The 15,678-nt window shown below is 66.8% G+C and carries 17 protein-coding genes; 6 read left to right on the top strand and 11 right to left on the bottom strand.

Going from position 1 to position 15,678, the window contains the following annotated elements:
* The first annotated feature begins 70 nt into the window (after positions 1 to 70).
* Entirely contained in the window at positions 71 to 526 is a 456-nt protein-coding gene (locus tag E0T84_RS03240) for a peroxiredoxin (protein WP_165617741.1), read from the top strand.
* On the opposite strand, the gene E0T84_RS03235 is transcribed toward E0T84_RS03240, so the two are convergent.
* Positions 513 to 2,171 carry a 2-isopropylmalate synthase gene (locus tag E0T84_RS03235; protein ID WP_070188863.1) on the bottom strand — a complete coding sequence of 553 codons (1,659 nt, stop codon included), beginning with the start codon at positions 2,169 to 2,171 and terminating at the stop codon, positions 513 to 515. The genes E0T84_RS03240 and E0T84_RS03235 overlap by 14 nt on opposite strands.
* Before the next feature lie 247 nt (positions 2,172 to 2,418).
* Between E0T84_RS03235 and E0T84_RS03230 the strand changes: the two genes are divergently transcribed.
* Together E0T84_RS03230 and E0T84_RS03225 are read left to right on the top strand one after the other, a co-directional pair.
* Positions 2,419 to 3,090, top strand: coding sequence for a FadR/GntR family transcriptional regulator (locus E0T84_RS03230; protein ID WP_070188819.1), 672 nt, complete (start codon positions 2,419 to 2,421; stop codon positions 3,088 to 3,090).
* A complete protein-coding gene (locus E0T84_RS03225) occupies positions 3,087 to 3,884 on the top strand; it encodes an ABC transporter ATP-binding protein (protein ID WP_070188820.1) in 798 nt (265 codons plus the stop codon). Before E0T84_RS03230 ends, E0T84_RS03225 begins: the two co-directional genes overlap by 4 nt.
* On the opposite strand, the gene E0T84_RS03220 is transcribed toward E0T84_RS03225, so the two are convergent.
* Positions 3,881 to 4,888, bottom strand: coding sequence for a hypothetical protein (locus E0T84_RS03220; protein WP_070188821.1), 1,008 nt, complete (start codon positions 4,886 to 4,888; stop codon positions 3,881 to 3,883). The two genes, E0T84_RS03225 and E0T84_RS03220, sit on opposite strands and share 4 nt — an antisense overlap.
* Positions 4,878 to 6,500, bottom strand: coding sequence for an Eco57I restriction-modification methylase domain-containing protein (locus E0T84_RS03215; protein ID WP_171054888.1), 1,623 nt, complete (start codon positions 6,498 to 6,500; stop codon positions 4,878 to 4,880). The genes E0T84_RS03220 and E0T84_RS03215 overlap by 11 nt, the downstream gene beginning before the upstream one ends.
* A 168-nt stretch (positions 6,501 to 6,668) precedes the next feature.
* Here E0T84_RS03215 and E0T84_RS03210 point away from each other — a divergent pair, with 168 nt between their 5' ends.
* Positions 6,669 to 7,979 (top strand): adenylate/guanylate cyclase domain-containing protein, encoded by a 1,311-nt coding sequence (locus E0T84_RS03210; protein ID WP_138743742.1) that lies wholly within the window; start codon positions 6,669 to 6,671, stop codon positions 7,977 to 7,979.
* Between the two features lie 35 nt (positions 7,980 to 8,014).
* On the opposite strand, the gene hisI is transcribed toward E0T84_RS03210, so the two are convergent.
* From hisI to hisD, 8 genes are read right to left on the bottom strand one after another with little or no spacing between them, the layout of a single operon-like run.
* Entirely contained in the window at positions 8,015 to 8,362 is a 348-nt protein-coding gene (hisI, locus tag E0T84_RS03205) for a phosphoribosyl-AMP cyclohydrolase (protein WP_138743741.1), read from the bottom strand.
* On the bottom strand, positions 8,359 to 9,144 hold the full coding sequence (gene hisF / locus E0T84_RS03200; RefSeq protein WP_138743740.1) for an imidazole glycerol phosphate synthase subunit HisF: 786 nt from the start codon (positions 9,142 to 9,144) through the stop codon (positions 8,359 to 8,361). Before hisF ends, hisI begins: the two co-directional genes overlap by 4 nt.
* Entirely contained in the window at positions 9,141 to 9,971 is an 831-nt protein-coding gene (locus E0T84_RS03195; RefSeq protein ID WP_138743850.1) for an inositol monophosphatase family protein, read from the bottom strand. The genes hisF and E0T84_RS03195 overlap by 4 nt, the downstream gene beginning before the upstream one ends.
* Positions 9,968 to 10,702, bottom strand: a complete 735-nt coding sequence (priA, locus tag E0T84_RS03190) for a bifunctional 1-(5-phosphoribosyl)-5-((5-phosphoribosylamino)methylideneamino)imidazole-4-carboxamide isomerase/phosphoribosylanthranilate isomerase PriA (protein ID WP_070943715.1) — start codon at positions 10,700 to 10,702, stop codon at positions 9,968 to 9,970. The genes E0T84_RS03195 and priA overlap by 4 nt, the downstream gene beginning before the upstream one ends.
* Positions 10,699 to 11,328, bottom strand: a complete 630-nt coding sequence (gene hisH / locus E0T84_RS03185; RefSeq protein WP_070943714.1) for an imidazole glycerol phosphate synthase subunit HisH — start codon at positions 11,326 to 11,328, stop codon at positions 10,699 to 10,701. The genes priA and hisH overlap by 4 nt, the downstream gene beginning before the upstream one ends.
* Positions 11,325 to 11,933 (bottom strand): imidazoleglycerol-phosphate dehydratase HisB, encoded by a 609-nt coding sequence (gene hisB, locus E0T84_RS03180; protein WP_070188828.1) that lies wholly within the window; start codon positions 11,931 to 11,933, stop codon positions 11,325 to 11,327. Before hisB ends, hisH begins: the two co-directional genes overlap by 4 nt.
* Positions 11,930 to 13,069, bottom strand: a complete 1,140-nt coding sequence (locus tag E0T84_RS03175; RefSeq protein WP_070188829.1) for a histidinol-phosphate transaminase — start codon at positions 13,067 to 13,069, stop codon at positions 11,930 to 11,932. Before E0T84_RS03175 ends, hisB begins: the two co-directional genes overlap by 4 nt.
* The gene (gene hisD, locus E0T84_RS03170) at positions 13,066 to 14,394 is read right to left on the bottom strand and encodes a histidinol dehydrogenase (protein WP_171054887.1); all 1,329 of its coding nucleotides are present in this window, start codon (positions 14,392 to 14,394) and stop codon (positions 13,066 to 13,068) included. Before hisD ends, E0T84_RS03175 begins: the two co-directional genes overlap by 4 nt.
* A 104-nt stretch (positions 14,395 to 14,498) precedes the next feature.
* Here hisD and E0T84_RS03165 point away from each other — a divergent pair, with 104 nt between their 5' ends.
* Both E0T84_RS03165 and rhtB read left to right on the top strand, forming a co-directional pair.
* Positions 14,499 to 14,909: a nitroreductase family deazaflavin-dependent oxidoreductase gene (locus tag E0T84_RS03165; RefSeq protein WP_070188831.1), complete on the top strand. Its 411-nt coding sequence runs from the start codon at positions 14,499 to 14,501 to the stop codon at positions 14,907 to 14,909.
* A gap of 21 nt (positions 14,910 to 14,930) precedes the next feature.
* Positions 14,931 to 15,566 (top strand): homoserine/homoserine lactone efflux protein, encoded by a 636-nt coding sequence (rhtB, locus tag E0T84_RS03160; RefSeq protein ID WP_138743738.1) that lies wholly within the window; start codon positions 14,931 to 14,933, stop codon positions 15,564 to 15,566.
* The last annotated feature ends 112 nt before the right edge of the window (positions 15,567 to 15,678 follow it).

Here is a 15,678-nt window from a genome sequence, read left to right as displayed (position 1 = left end):
GGACAATTCTCCCAGATCGGGGCCGCGGCTCTGCCATGCAGACGGCGTACCGTAGCGATCCATGACATCCCTGAAGACGGGTGACACCGTTGCCGAGTTCGAACTGCCGGATCAGACCGGTGCGATCCGCAGCCTGACCAGCCTGCTCGCCGACGGCCCGGTGGTGCTGTTCTTCTATCCGGCCGCAATGACTCCGGGATGCACCAAGGAGGCCTGCCATTTCCGGGATCTGGCCGGCGAGTTCGCCGCGGCGGGCGCGAACCGGGTCGGCATCAGCACCGACCCGGTCGCCAAACAGGCCAAGTTCGCCGACATCCAGAACTTCGACTACCCGCTGCTCTCAGATGCCGATGGCAAGGTGGCCGCGCAATTCGGGGTCAAACGTGGCCTCCTCGGCAAGCTCATGCCGGTCAAGCGGACCACGTTCGTCATCGACACCGACCGCACCCTGCTCGGGGTGATCTCCAGCGAGATCAGCATGGACACCCACGCCGACAAAGCGCTCGAGCTGCTCAAGGCGCGTTGACCGCCCGCAGCACCGCCGCCATCGACGCCGCGAGCACCGAGTCGCTGCGTCCGCACGCCCAACCGGTGCGACCAGACGCGCGGTACTCCAGGTAGCTGACGGCGGCGCTGCCGATGGATTGCTGGGTCAGGCTCAGCACCTCGATCGGATAGCCGATCTCGGCGAGTGCGGCACGCAGCGCGTCCACCGGGCCGATTCCACGATGGCTGCTGGCCGCGGTGCGCCCGTCGCAGACCAGGGTGACGTCGGTGACCGCGGCGGCACCATCGCCGCCGGTGCGCCAGTCTTTGAGCTGCACCGGCCCCGACGTTTCCAGGTAGGTCGACTCGAACAACTCGAAGAGCTCGGCAGCGGTGACTTCCGCGCCGCTTTCGTCGGTGTGGTCCTGGACATGGCGGGCGAACGCGATCTGCAGCCGTCGCGGCAGCTCCAATCCGTACTCTGCTGCCAGCAGGTAGGCGATACCGCCCTTGCCGGATTGCGAATTCACTCGAATCACCGCGTCGTAGGTGCGGCCGAGGTCAGCCGGGTCGATCGGCAGATACGGCACCCGCCAATCGATTTCGTTCTCCGGCTGCCCGGTGGCGGCGGCCCTGGCGCGATGTTCGGCGAAACCCTTCTTGATCGCGTCCTGATGCGTTCCGGAGAACGCCGTGTGCACCATGTCGCCGACGTAGGGATGACGCTCATGGATCGGCATGCGGGTGCAATGGCTGACCGTACGCGCGATCTCGTCGATGTCGGAGAAGTCGATCATCGGATCGACGCCCTGCGCATGCAGATTCAGCGCCAGTGTGGCGATGTCGACATTGCCGGTGCGTTCCCCGTTGCCGAACACGCAGCCTTCCACTCGCTGTGCGCCGGCCAGCACCGCCAGCTCGGCGCAGGCGATGCCGGTGCCCCGGTCGTTGTGCGGATGCACGGAGAGGATCACGCTGTCACGGCGGGACACGTTGCGGTGCATGTACTCGATCTGATCGGCGTACACGTTCGGCGTGGCGATCTCGACGGTGGCCGGCAGGTTCAGGATGACCGGACGTTGCGGGCTGGCCTGCCACAGCTCGGTGACGGCGTCACACAGCTCCAGCACGTAGTCGGGCTCAGTGAGGTTGAACACTTCTGGGGAGAACTCGAACCGCACATTCGGCATGCCGTCGGTGCACTCGACGACATCACCGGCGCCGGCCAGGATCAGGTCACGTAATGCGGTGCGGTCCTTGCCCAGGACGACGTCGCGCCAGGTGGGTGCGGTGGCGGTGTACATGTGGATGACGACGTCGTTGCGGATGCCGCGCACCGAGTCCACGGTCCTCTCGATCAAGTCGCGTCGCGCCGGGACGAACACCACGATGGTGACATCAGGCGGGGCAATGTCGGATTCGGCCAGCAGCCGCACAAAGTCGAAGTCGGTCTGCGACGCCGACGGGTAGCCGACCTCGATCTCCTTGTAGCCCATGGCGACCAGCAATTCGAAGAAGCGGCGCTTGCGGTCCGGGTCCATCGGCTCGGCCAGCGCCTGATTGCCGTCGCGCAGGTCCACTGGCACCCACAGCGGCGCGGCATCGATGCGCGCCGTGGGCCAATCGCGTTGGACCAGTGGGACTTCGACACGGTCATAGACACTGGCGTAGCGGTGCGAGGACATTTGAGAGTGCCGCTGCCGGCTCCAGGCCGGCGCGGTCGCCGGGATGTTCCCGGCCGGGGTGCTGATGGTGGGAAATGCGGACGTTGTCATGAGGGTGCCTTCGGTCGGGTTGGGAATTCGACCGGCGCGACACAGCCCCACGGCAGGGGGCCGGTCGATTCAGGCCCCGCCGCGGCGGCTAAGCAGGAGGACGCGCGTCATGATGGGTAGACTCTACACAACTCCTCAGACAAGTAGACAGGTTTCGATGACCTCCCAAGTTCAGCGTCACCCGCTGGCGGCCCAGACCGCCCAGCTCCTCCTGACGCGCATCCGCCAGGGCGAATGGCCATTGGGCCATCGACTTCCCGGCGAGACGACGCTGGCCGCGCAGCTCGGAGTGGGCCGTTCCACGCTGCGCGAAGCAATCCGCGAGCTGTCTGGCAAAGGTGTGCTGGAGAGCCGGCAGGGCGCCGGCGTATTCGTGACCTCGCTCGATGCCGCCGAAGACTGGGACACCGTGCTGCGACGCGCCACCATCGTGTCCGTGATCGAGGCCCGCATCGCCATCGAGGCCGAGGCTGCCGCACTGGCGGCCGCCCGACGCACCCCCGCTGATCTGCGCGCGATCCGTCGTACCCTGGCCGCCCGCGGAGTGGTGGGACAGTCGGTACCCGATCACGTCGACGCGGATATGGCGTTTCACCGCACGGTGATTGCCGCAGCCCACAACGAGGTGCTGATCCAGTTGTTCGACGCGTTCCTGCCACGACTGCGGCTGGCCATGATCGACATGCTCAAGATCCGCCCGATCACCGACGAACCCTGCGATCACGGCCTGCATCAGCAGTTGGCCGACGCGATCGTCGCCCGCAACCCGGAGGCCGCCGCAGCTGCCAGCAGAACCCACTTGAGCTCTTTGAAGGAGTCGTTCGCATGACCCCGGTCCTCGACATCGCCGATGTGACCTTCCGCCGCGACGGCAAGCAGATCATCGACGGCATCTCTCTGACAGTGCAGTCCGGTGAGCACTGGGCACTGCTGGGGCCCAACGGCGCCGGCAAGAGCACACTTCTGGGTTTCTGTGCCGCCGTGACGTTTCCGACGACCGGGACCGTACACGTGCTCGGCGGTCAGATGGGACGCACCGACTTGGCAGTACTGCGCCGCTCCATCGGTCACGTGAATCCCCGGCACCGCCTGCAGTACCCGCTCACCGTGCGCGAGGTGGTACTCACCGGGATCACCGCCACCATCGACGTCGCCGCGCGCTGGACGCCCACTCCCGAGGAGGCGCGGCGGGCCGAGGAACTGATCGACACCGTGGGGCTCTCGGCCCGCGCCGACGCCATCTGGCCCACCTTGTCCCAAGGTGAGCGCGGCCGCACCTTGATCGCGCGGGCACTGATCGCGGATCCGCGACTGCTCCTGCTGGATGAGCCGACGACGGGCCTGGACGTTGCGGCTCGCGAACAGCTGCTGGAAACCCTTGACACACTCGATGATTCGCATCCCGACATGGCATCGATCCTCGTCACCCACCACCTCGAGGAACTGCCCACCAGCACCACGCACGCCCTGCTGATCTCGCAGGGACGTACCGTCGCCAGCGGCCCGGCACGCGAAGTGGTCAACACCGACCACGTCAGCGAAGCGTTCGCCCACCCTGTGATGGTGGGGTTCGAGGACGGCCGATGGAGCGCACGAGCCAAAGCCAGCTCACGGGTGCTCTAGGCCTGACGCTCAGGCTCCGACGGTGTATTGCGCCGCCGGCGCGCCTCCCGGTGCCGGGTCACCGGTGTGGTGTCGACGACGCGGTTGACCATGGTCGCCAGAAATCGCGAAGGCTGCAGCTCGGCTGGCACCGTATCGTGCCGGATCGCGATGTCGGGTAGGGCCGCCAACGCCTCGTCGACGGCCGCCGTGGCTACGTCGACGATCTCGAACAGAGCGTCGGGCTCGGCCTTTTCGATGCTGTCGACTTCCTCGTCCGCGGACTCGGCCACCTCGGAGTCGTAATCGATCATCACCAGCGCCACGGCGTGATACGCGTCGTCCTCGGTACCGAGCTTGCCCAGCAGGTCGATGAGCCACTCGGCCTTGTCCGGTTCGGTGCTCAAGATCGTCGAGCGCAGACCGTAGACGAATCCCAGCGCAGACAACGGGTGGCGCAGGCGCAGATTCTTGGCGTCGCCGTAACTTTCCTCGACGCGGTTGGCGGCGTTCTTACCGAAACTGGAATCCATGCGTTTGGTGCTGATCAGCAATTCCGGCCCGGTGTCCCAGTCCGACATCACCACGTCGACCTGTTTCATATAGTGCTTGCCCAGCACACTGGCACTCGACGCGGCAACGCCCTTCATCGACCGCTTCAGCCGTTGCTCGATGAGGTGACGTTCTTTTTGCGGCAGCGCTTCAAGCAGACTCGCGATGGCACTGGGCATGATGCGCGGATCCGTCGGGCGCGGCCACACCGCATCCGGGTCGAATCCGGCGCGGCGCAGCTCGTAGGCCAGCCACACATCGAGCGCCAACGCGGGGACCCCGGTGGTCGACGGCGCATCCAGGTACAACGGCACCCCGAGCAGCTTGCGCAGTACCCGGAAATCCGGCACGAATCTCAACTCGCCCGCACTGCGTACCCACGGGTTGGTGTGCACACCTCCGGGCGCCGCATCGGCCACGATGCGGTCGAAGATGGCCCACGCGGTAGCCTTTGTCGACGGTTCAGCGGGCACGCCGAGACCTTACCGTCCGGCGGGTGGCCAATGAATCGCGTGCGGCCCGAACGGGTTCCAAGGCGACCCAGGTCTCGAGCCCCAGCGCCTCGTCGACGAGGCGGGTTGCATCGAGGAGGTTCCCGCGCTCCAACAACGTCCCGATGCGTCGGCGCACGGCCCGCAATTCGGCAGCGCGGGTAGCCACCAGATCGGGTGACGGGACGAGCCAACGGTCCGCCTCGCGGGGTTCGATTTTGAGGATGCCGCCGCCGTAGGAGCGGCCGACTATCTCGGCGTGCAACACCGTCACCGAGTTCAGTGCGGCCAGCCCGAGCAGGTCACGGCCCAGCGTCCGCACATCGTTGCGCAGGTACACGCCGTGCACCGAGTTGAGGTGGTGTGCCTTGGCCCGATTGCTGACCAGCCGCGGTGTATCGGCATTCATGCACGTCAGTAGCAAGTCCGCGGGAGTCACCAACGGCACCTGATACCAGGGCCGCCGCACCCGGCACTTGTAGGCCAGATGCACACCAGCGGCGTGACCGGCGTCGATGTAGCGCTGCGCAGCACCAGATGGAGAGCCGGCCGGCCGGAACAGGTGGATGGACCGCCCTTCCTCCCCCAGCCTCGCCAGCTGGTCACCCGACAACGTCAGACCACGCAGGTGCGCACTGCCGGGTGGCGACAGCGGCAGTAGGTCAGTGCGCCGCAGGCCCAGTTCACGCACTCGTTGCGGGGACAGCGCAAAGAAGCTGTTGTTGCCGGTCACCATGCCGAGTGTCGTGTCGCCCCAGGTCTCCAGCGTGCCGAACTGTCCAGCGTCGTGCAGACCGTGGAGCGCATCCACCGGCGCGCTGCCGATCAAGCCGCTGACCCATTTGTCGGAGGGATCGCGCGGGGACCAACGCCGTTGTGCGAGTTCAGATGTCAGCGATGCCGCATTGCGTGCCCGGTGGATGATCGCGTGGTCACACGGCCCACCGCCATAGCCATCGGCCAGTAGCAGCACCACGTCGGCCTCTGCCTCCGGAAACACCTGCTCGTCGAACATCACCAGCTCGACGCTGGCGAACCGGTCGAACAGAAACTTCCGCACCGCCGCCGCATAATTGACGCTGAGCAGCTCGGCGGGCAATACGAGGGCGAGGCGACCGCCCGGCTTGAGAAACAGCGCGGCATGCACGGTGAATGCCGCCCAGCTCGAGGCCAGCCCGGACAGCGTGACGCCTGCTTTGAGGGCGGCGCGGCGCGACTGCGCGCGGGTGGCACCCCGGAAATCCTGATAGCGGATGTAGGGCGGATTGCCGATCACCGCCGTGTATTCGGCACGCGGTTCGATGGCGAAGAAATCCGCGGTCGTGATCCGGGCCTGGCCCCCGGCCTCGGTGACACGGCGGCGCGCGGTGGTGGCACTGGACCGGTGAATCTCGATGCCGTCGAGCTCAGGCTGTTCGACACCGAGCTCGCGTAGCCGGTGGGTGGCGGCCACCATGAAGGCCGCATCACCCGCCGAGGGCTCCAGGACCCGCTCCTCGGCAGAACGCACGGCCCATTGCGCGAGATGGGCGGTGATCGGGGCTGGGGTGAAGAATGCACCGCGCGCCTTACGAGTCGCAGCGGTGTCGGTCATCCCGTCATTGTTGCCGATCGCACCGACAACTTCGGACACCGCAACGCGTGACAGTTCGTGCCAATGCAAGCTGCCCCCAGAACGATGATTCGTCAGTCACGATGCGCGAGCTGCACAAAGGCTGCCGATGCGCACCGCTCGACCCTCCCCCCGGCTTAAACTTCCGGCGTGTTCTCGGAGACGCGCTATGCACTGAACGGGGACTTGCGTGTCGCCTATCGTGCAGCGCGCGATGGTCCTCGCGACATCGTGTACGTCCCCAACTGGTTCACATGTTGCGAGGTGTTTCCGGAGCTGCCGTCCTTTCAGGGTTGGATCGAGGCGATGACATCGCTCGGTCGGTTGATCTACTTCGACCAGCCGGGAACGGGGGTATCCGATCCGGTCACTTCCAGTGCGCTGCCGACTTTGGAGCAATGGTCCGACAGCATCACCGCGGTACTGGACGACCTCGGCACCCCCGAAGCCGTTCTCGTCGCGTCGAACTTCGCTTTCGCGCCCGCTGCGCTATTCGCGGCGACACATCCGTCGCGCACCACCGCCCTGGTTGTGCTTGACGGTTACGCGGATGCGAGCGGAACCGCGTTCGTTCGCGACGAAGCTCGAGCCGCGTTGGCCCGCCGGTGGGGCAGCGGGAAAATTCAACATCTGAATAACCCGGAAATGCCGTGGAACGAAGAAATTCGGGCAACCTGGGCCCGACACGAACGCCTGGCAGCCAGCCCGCGGACTGTCTCCCTCATGTTCCCTCTGGTGACCGAATTGGACGTACGGGCAGTGCTTCCGACAATCCGCGTGCCTACGCTTGTCGTCCATCACACCGACGACACCGTCATCCCGCCGGACAAGGGCAAATACATCGCCGAGCACATACCGGGCGCGAAATACGTTGAAGTGCCAGGGCACAACATCTACCACGTCGTTGAACCGTGGCGGCAGTCCTTCCAGGAGATCGCTGAATTCCTCACCGGCAATCAAGCCGATGTCACTGACGATCGGGTTCTCGCAACGGTGTTGTTCACCGACATCGTTGATTCGACGCGCCGGGCCGCAGAGGTCGGCGACCGCGACTGGCACGCGTTGCTTGACGCACACGACGCCATCGTCCGGGCGCAGCTCAATCGCTTCCGAGGCCGTGAGGTGAACACCTCCGGCGACGGGTTTCTCGCGACGTTTGACGGTCCACAGCGAGCGATCCGCTGCGCGATGGCGATTCGCGATGCGGTGCAGGCGCTCGGCATCGAGGTGCGCGCCGGTTTACACACAGGCGAGTGCGAACTCCGCGGCGCTGACATCGGTGGCATAGCTGTGCACATCGGCGCACGAGTGAGCGCATTGGCCGGCCCCAACGAGGTGCTGGTGTCCAGCACACTGTGCGACCTCGTGATTGGGTCGGGGCTTCAGTTCGAGGCGCGTGGGAGTCATGCGCTCAAGGGCGTACCCGGCGAGTGGCGCCTCTTCGCCGTTGCATCTCCTTAACGCCGGCTTGCGGTGAGATTGGATTTCTAGAGGCGTCAGTTGTCGGACAGCAGCACGTCCGCGTCGAAGCAGGTGTGCGCACCGGTGTGGCAAGCCGCCCCGGTCTGATCGACCTCCAGCAACACCGTGTCGCCGTCGCAGTCCAACCGGACCGAGTGCACGTACTGCGTGTGCCCCGAGGTCAGGCCTTTGACCCATTGCTCGCCGCGGGACCGTGAAAAGTAGGTGGCCTCACGGGTTTCCAGGGTGCGGGCCAGTGCGTCGTCGTCCATCCAGGCGACCATCAGCACCTCGCCGGTGGAGCGCTCCTGCGCCACCGCGCTGAACAACCCCTCGGCGTTGCGCTTCAACCGCGATGCGATGGCTGGGTCGAGAGCGCTCATCGCACCGTGATCCCTTCCGCCGCCATCGCGGCCTTGACCTGGCCGATGGTCATCTCCCGGAAATGGAACACACTCGCCGCCAGCACGGCGTCGGCCCCGGCCTGCACGGCGGGCGCGAAATCGGCCACTGCACCGGCCCCGCCGCTGGCGATCACCGGCACGCCCACGGCGGCACGCACCGCGCGCAACATCGGCAGGTCGAACCCGGCCTTGGTGCCGTCGCGGTCCATCGAGTTGAGCAGGATCTCACCGACCCCGAGTTCCGCGCCTCGGACGGCCCATTCGACGGCGTCGATGCCGGTGCCGCGGCGGCCGCCATGGGTCGTCACTTCCCACCCCGACGGGGTGGACTGCTCACCGGCCGGCACGGTGCGGGCATCGACACTGAGCACGATGCACTGCGAACCGAACTGGCGGGCCATCTCGGCCAGCAGTTCCGGCCGGGCGATCGCAGCGGTGTTGACCGACACCTTGTCGGCGCCGGCCCGCAACAGCACGTCGACGTCCTCGACAGCGCGCACCCCGCCACCGACGGTCAGCGGGATGAAAATCTGCTCGGCGGTGCGCTTGACCACTTCGAGCATGGTGGCGCGTCCGGACGAGGACGCGGTCACGTCGAGGAACGTCAGCTCGTCGGCGCCCTCGGCGTCATAGGCTGCCGCGAGTTCGACGGGATCGCCTGCGTCCCGGAGGTTCTCGAAGTTGACGCCCTTGACCACTCGACCGGCGTCGACGTCGAGGCACGGGATCACCCTCGTTGCCACATCACTGATGGTGCTCACAGGTAGTCCTCCGGATTGCCAGCGGATTTCACGATTTCCAACATGCGCTCGTGCACACCGGGCGCCGCGGCCAGCGCCGACTTCGACGCCGCCGTCCAAGGGTCGCCGGCCAGGTCGGTCACGATGCCACCGGCCGCACGCACCAGCGCCACACCCGCGGCGTGATCCCAGATGTGGTGACCGAAACTGATGGCCCCGCCCAGGACCCCGGCCGCCACATAGGCCAGGTCCACCCCGGTGGCGCCGTGCATCCGCACGCGCGAGCACACCCGGCTGAGGTTGGACAACACCTCGACCCGGTAGCGGCCCGGAAAGCGGCCCCGGGAGTCGATGTTGAAAGTCTGGATCCCGACGATCGAGTCGGTCAGCGTCGGCGAGCCCAGCGCCGGCAGCGCGGTGCCGTTGTCTCGCACGGGCCCTCCGGCGAGCGCCGAGTAGCGCTGTCCGGTGAACGGCAGCCAGGTCAGGCCGGCCACCGGCTCGCCGTCGGCCAGCAACCCGAGCAGGATGGCCGCCATCGGCGACCCGGCCGCGTAGTTGAACGTGCCGTCGATCGGGTCGAGCACCCACACCAGCGGTGAATCGATCGGCTCCCCGCCGAATTCCTCACCGTGCACCCCGATCCCGGTGGCCTCGGTCAATGCCCGGACCACCTGCCGCTCGATCGCGAGGTCGACCTCGGTGGCGAAGTCGTTGCCCTGCTTGCTCACCGCGGAATCGGCGCGGTGCCCGGCGACGAACGGCACCGACGCAGCGTCGAGGATCTCGGATGCCGCATCGACGAGTGCGGCCAACTTCGACGGGTCCAGGGCAGCCACCCCGCTTATCCGCTGACCGCGGCCAACGCCTGCGGCAAAGTGAATCGTTCGGCGTAGAGCGCTTTCCCGACAATCGCGCCCTCGACACCGTGGCTGGTCAGCGTGGCGATCGCCCGCAGATCGTCGAGGCTGGACACCCCGCCCGAGGCGATCACCGGGGCATCGGTGCGATCGGCCACCGCTGCGAGCAGCTCTAGGTTGGGCCCGGTCAAGGTGCCGTCCTTGGTGACGTCGGTGACGACGTAGCGCGAGCACCCTTCGCGGTCAAGGCGATCCAGCACCTCCCACAGGTCACCGCCGTCGGTCTCCCAGCCACGGCCGCGCAGCCGCCAATTCCCGTTCTCGAGTTGCACGTCCAGCCCCACGGCGACCCGGTCGCCGTACTCGGCGATGGCACCACGACACCACTCGGGGCTTTCCAGGGCCGCAGTGCCGATGTTCACCCGGGCGCAGCCGGTGCCCATGGCGGCCTTCAACGACTCGTCATCGCGGATGCCGCCGGACAGTTCGACTTTGACGTCGAGCTTGCCGACCAGCTCGGCCAGCAGATCACGGTTGCTGCCACGGCCGAAGGCCGCGTCCAGGTCCACCAGGTGGATCCACTCGGCGCCGTCGCGCTGCCAGGCCTGCGCTGCCTCCAGCGCCGAACCGTAATCGGTCTCACTGCCCGCCTTGCCCTGCACCAGACGCACCGCCTTGCCGTCCACCACGTCGACAGCCGGCAACAGAATCAAACTCACAGTCCCTCAACCCAATTCGCGAGTAGCGTCGCACCGGCGTCGCCGCTCTTCTCCGGATGAAATTGCGTGGCCGACAACGCCCCGTCTTCGACGGCAGCGATGAACGGCACGTGATGCGTCGCCCAGGTAACCAGCGCGTCCGGATTACCGGACCACTCCTGCGCGGCGTACGAATGCACGAAATAGAAGCGAGTGGTGGCGTCGAGTCCCTTGAACAGGGTGCTGCCGGCCGCGGCGTCGACGACATTCCAGCCCATGTGCGGGATCACCGGTGCCTCCAGCCGGGTCACCGAACCGGGCCACTGCCCGCACCCGGTGGACTCCGTCCCGAACTCCACCCCGCGGGCGAACAGGATCTGCATCCCGACGCAGACGCCCAGCACCGGACGAGCGTGCTGCAGACGGTCGGCGATGATCTTCTCGCCACCGATCGCACGCAGCCCGGTCATGCAGGCCTCGAATGCACCGACACCCGGCACCACGAGGCCGTCAGCCGCCGCGGCAGCACCCGGATCAGCGGTCACTTCGACGTCGGCACCGACCCGCTCCAGCGCGCGTTGGGCTGAGCGCAGATTGCCCGATCCGTAGTCCAATACGACGACTTGCCTCTTCTTGCCAGCAGTCACAGCGTGCCTTTGGTCGACGGGACGCCGGTGACCCGGGCGTCGTATTCCACGGCCTGCCGCAGGGCGCGCGCCACCGCCTTGTACTGGGCCTCGGTGATGTGGTGCGGGTCCCTGCCGTAGAGCGTGCGCACGTGCAATGCGATGCGGGCGTTGAACGCCAGTGATTCGAACACGTGCCGGTTGATCACGGTGTGGTACGGCGCGCTGGACCCCGCGATGGTGAACTCCACCATGAACTCGGGCTCGCCGGTGTGCACGAAGTACGGCCGCCCGGACACGTCGACCGCGGCATGCGCCAGGGTCTCGTCCATCGGTATGAACGCGTCACCGAACCGGCGGATGCCCTTCTTGTCACCGAGGGCCTCTCCGAGCGCCTGGCCCAGCACGATCGCGGTGTCCTCGACCGTGTGGTGGCCCTCGATCTCGATGTCGCCCTTGGCGTGCACCGTCAGATCGAAGCTGGCGTGGGTGCCCAGCGAAGTCAGCATGTGATCGAAGAACGGAACACCGGTGTCGATGTCGACGACACCGGTGCCGTCGAGGTCGATCTCGACGGTGATGTCGGATTCCCTGGTCTTTCGTTCGACCTTCGCGCGACGGGTCACGATGCTCCTACCGGGCTGTTTGCGGGCTGAATCTCGGTGGCGGCCAGACCGGCGCTGGCGGCCAGGAATGCGTCGTTCTCCTCGGTCAGACCGATTGTGGTGCGCAGGAATCCAGGGATGCCGACATCGCGGATCAGGATGCCCTTGTCCAGGTACCGCTGCCACGTCGCGGGTGCGTCGGTGAACTCGCCGAACAACACGAAGTTCGCGTCGCTGGGGATCACGCGATAGCCGAGTCGGGTCAGTTCGGCGCTGACGCGGTCACGTTCGGCAGCCAGGGTCGCCACGCTGGCCAGGGTGTCGTCAGCATGGCGCAATGCGGCACACGCGGCGGCCTGGGTGAGCACCGACAGGTGATACGGCAGACGCACCAGCAGCAGGGCATCGATCACCGCGGGCGCGGCGGCCAGATAACCCAGCCGGCCACCGGCGAACGCGAACGCCTTGCTCATCGTGCGGGTGACGATCAACTTGGTCGGGAACTCGTCGATCAGAGTGACCGCGCTGGGTTGCGAGGAGAACTCGCCATACGCCTCGTCGACGATCAGGATGCCGCCCGGCATCGCTTGCAACAGCCGGCGCAGGTCGTCAGCCGAAACACTCTGCCCCGACGGGTTGTTGGGGCTCGCCACGAACACCACGTCGGGCGTGCGTGCCTGCACGGCGGCCACCGCCACGTCGATGTCGAGTCCGAAATCGGCCGCACGTGCCGCCTGCAACCACTCGGTCTGGGTGCCATCGGAGATGATCGGGTGCATCGAGTACGACGGCACGAACCCGATCGCGCTGCGTCCCGGCCCGCCGAAGGCCTGCAGCAGCTGCTGCAGGATCTCGTTGGAACCGTTTGCCGCCCACAGATTGTCGACGGTCAGATGCACTCCGGTGGCCGCGGTGAGGTAGGCGGCCAGGTCGGTTCGCAGCTGCACCGAGTCACGATCGGGATAACGGTGCAGTTCGGCGGCCGCGTCGCGGACCGAGGCCGCGACGTCGTCGATCAGGGCCTGAGTCGGCGGATGCGGGTTCTCGTTGGTGTTCAACCGCACCGGAACCACCAACTGCGGGGCGCCGTAAGGCGACTTTCCGCGCAAGTTTTCGCGCAGCGGCAGATCAGCCAACGTCACGTCCCGCGCGCTCACCGCTCGAACCTCCGTCGTACCGCCTCGCCGTGCGAGGGCAGGTTTTCCGCCTTGGACAACGTGATCACGTGTCCGGAAACGTCTTTTAGCGCGGCCTCGTCGTACTCGACGACGTGGATGCCGCGCAGGAACGTCTGCACGGACAGACCGCTGGAATGCCGGGCGCAGCCCGCCGTCGGCAGCACGTGATTGGAGCCGGCGCAGTAGTCACCAAGGCTGACCGGAGACCATGCACCCACGAAAATGGCTCCCGCCGAACGAATCCGGCCGGCCACCGCGGGCGCATCCTCGGTCTGGATCTCCAGGTGCTCGGCCGCGTAAGCGTTCACCACCCGCACTCCGGCGTCGATGTCGTCGACGAGCACGATCGCGGACTGCTTGCCCGACAGCGCTGCGCGGACCCGATCCACGTGCACGGTGGTCGCCAGCTGGCGGGTGAGCTCCCGGTCGGTGGCCTCGGCGAGAGCTTCACTGTCGGTGACCAGCACACTGGCGGCCATCTCGTCGTGCTCGGCCTGGCTGATCAGGTCCGCGGCGACGTGCACCGGATCGGCGGTGCCGTCGGCCAGGATCGCGATCTCCGTCGGGCCGGCCTCGGCGTCAATACCCACCTGCGAACGGCAGATCCGTTTGGCGGCAGTCACATAGATGTTGCCGGGCCCGGTGATCATGTCGACCGGGGCGAGTTCGGCACCATCGGTATCGGTGCCGCCGTAAGCCAGCAGCGCGACCGCCTGCGCACCGCCGACGGCCCACACCTCGTCGACGCCCAGAAGCGCTGCCGCGGCCAGGATGGTCGGGTGCGGCAGTCCGTCGAACTCCGCCTGCGGCGGGCTGGCGATCACCAGCGAATCGACACCGGCGGTCTGGGCCGGGACGACGTTCATCACGACACTCGACGGGTAGACCGCATTGCCGCCCGGTACGTACAGCCCCACCCGCTCGACAGGTACCCAGCGCTCGGTGACGGTGGCGCCGGGAGCCAGCGTGGTGGTGGTGTCGGTGCGACGTTGATCGGCGTGCACCGCGCGAGCCCGGTCGATCGCGACCTGGAGGGCGGCGCGTACGTCGGGGTCGAGTTCGTTCAGGGCGGCCGCCAGGCGGGCCGCCGGGACTCGCACGACGTCGGGCCGGATGCCGTCGAACGACTGGCCGTAATCGAGGGCGGCCTTGGCGCCATGCTCGGCGACGGCCTCCACGATCGGGCGGACCTTGGGCACCACTGCGTCCACGTCGACTCCGCCGCGGGGCAGCGCCGATCGCAACTGCGCGGCGTTCAGCACACGGTTACGCAGGTCGATACGGGACATCTGAAACTCGGCCATCGGTTCAATTGTCCCTGATCAGTCCAGTTGATAAAAATCCGTCACCCGCTGTCGCCGGCACCACGCGCCGTAGGGTGGTTCCAGACTGCCGAATGGAGCCCTAGATGTCCGCGAAAGACCACCCCAACAACGCCCCCGGCGTACCGATGCTCATGCCGCCCGCGCTGGAGCGCTTCCAGATCAAGTACATCAACCCCCTGGTGAAACCGTTTTCCAAGCGACTGCCCGGGTTCACGGTGATCAAGCATCGGGGCCGCACGTCGGGAACGCCGTACGAGACGATCGTCACCAGTTACCGCAAGGACAATGTGTTCGCGGTGACGCTGCTGCACGGAAAGACCAACTGGGTGAAAAACGTGATTGCGGCAGGCGGGGCGGACGTGCACCTGTTCCGCGGCGACATCAAGATCACCAATCCCCGCGTGGTGCCGGCGGGCACCGACGATCCGACACTCCCCCGCATCCCCCGAAACGCCGCCCGGCGGATGGGCGTCTTCGTCGCAGATATCGTTTGACACGCTGGCCAGACTGCATGCATGACCTGGCAGATCTGGCTCGCGTTTCTCGGCGCGTCGATCGCTATCAGTCTGTCCCCCGGCGCCGGGGCGATCCAGTCGATGGCGACCGGCCTGACCCATGGCGTGCGCCGCGGGTCCTGGAGCGTGCTCGGTCTGCAGATCGGGCTGCTCGCCCAACTGGTGCTGGTAGCCGTCGGCCTTGGCGCTGTCGTCGCCAAGTCGATGCTGGCGTTCCACGTCGTCAAGTGGATCGGGGTGGCATACCTGACCTACCTGGCGGTTCAGCAATGGCGCAGCGCCTCGCAGGATCTGCGCGATCGGATGGGCGGCACGGCCGATCCGGGCCGCCTGGCATTGGTGATGCGCGGATTCCTGGTGAACACCACCAATCCGAAAGGCTTGGTGTTCCTGGTCGCGGTGCTGCCGCAGTTCGTGATGCCAACCGCGCCCCTGCTGCCGCAGTATCTGGCGATCGGCGCGACCATGGTCGCCGTCGACGTCGTCGTGATGAGTCTCTACGCCGGTCTAGCCGCCCGGCTACTCAGCTGGCTCCACACACCGCGTCGGCAGACCGTGCTCGGCCGGGTGTTCTCCGGGCTGTTCGCCACCGCTGCGGTGGTGTTGTCGTTGGTGCGTCGCGGCGCGACGGCTTGAGTGGCCATGAGCCGGGCCGCACGGCGCATGGGCGCACTACGTGGCGGATTGCAGTCACTATCAAGCAGCAATCCGCCACCTTGTTGACGACCGCCGGCGCACCTATCCCAGA

This window comes from Mycobacterium sp. DBP42 (assembly GCF_005924235.1).
Lineage (GTDB): Bacteria > Actinomycetota > Actinomycetes > Mycobacteriales > Mycobacteriaceae > Mycobacterium > Mycobacterium syngnathidarum.
Note: the sequence above shows the minus strand (reverse complement) of the source record. Positions and strands in the feature narration are given on the sequence as shown.

What these genes read in the sequence shown, in the direction of transcription:
- E0T84_RS03235 (WP_070188863.1), bottom strand. Translation starts at nt 2,171, where the DNA reads ATGTCCTCGCACCGCTACGCCAGTGTCTATGACCGTGTCGAAGTCCCA.
- E0T84_RS03230 (WP_070188819.1), top strand. Translation starts at nt 2,419, where the DNA reads ATGACCTCCCAAGTTCAGCGTCACCCGCTGGCGGCCCAGACCGCCCAG.
- E0T84_RS03225 (WP_070188820.1), top strand. Translation starts at nt 3,087, where the DNA reads ATGACCCCGGTCCTCGACATCGCCGATGTGACCTTCCGCCGCGACGGC.
- E0T84_RS03215 (WP_171054888.1), bottom strand. Translation starts at nt 6,500, where the DNA reads ATGACCGACACCGCTGCGACTCGTAAGGCGCGCGGTGCATTCTTCACC.
- hisI (WP_138743741.1), bottom strand. Translation starts at nt 8,362, where the DNA reads ATGAGCGCTCTCGACCCAGCCATCGCATCGCGGTTGAAGCGCAACGCC.
- hisD (WP_171054887.1), bottom strand. Translation starts at nt 14,394, where the DNA reads ATGGCCGAGTTTCAGATGTCCCGTATCGACCTGCGTAACCGTGTGCTG.
- E0T84_RS03165 (WP_070188831.1), top strand. Translation starts at nt 14,499, where the DNA reads ATGTCCGCGAAAGACCACCCCAACAACGCCCCCGGCGTACCGATGCTC.
- rhtB (WP_138743738.1), top strand. Translation starts at nt 14,931, where the DNA reads ATGACCTGGCAGATCTGGCTCGCGTTTCTCGGCGCGTCGATCGCTATC.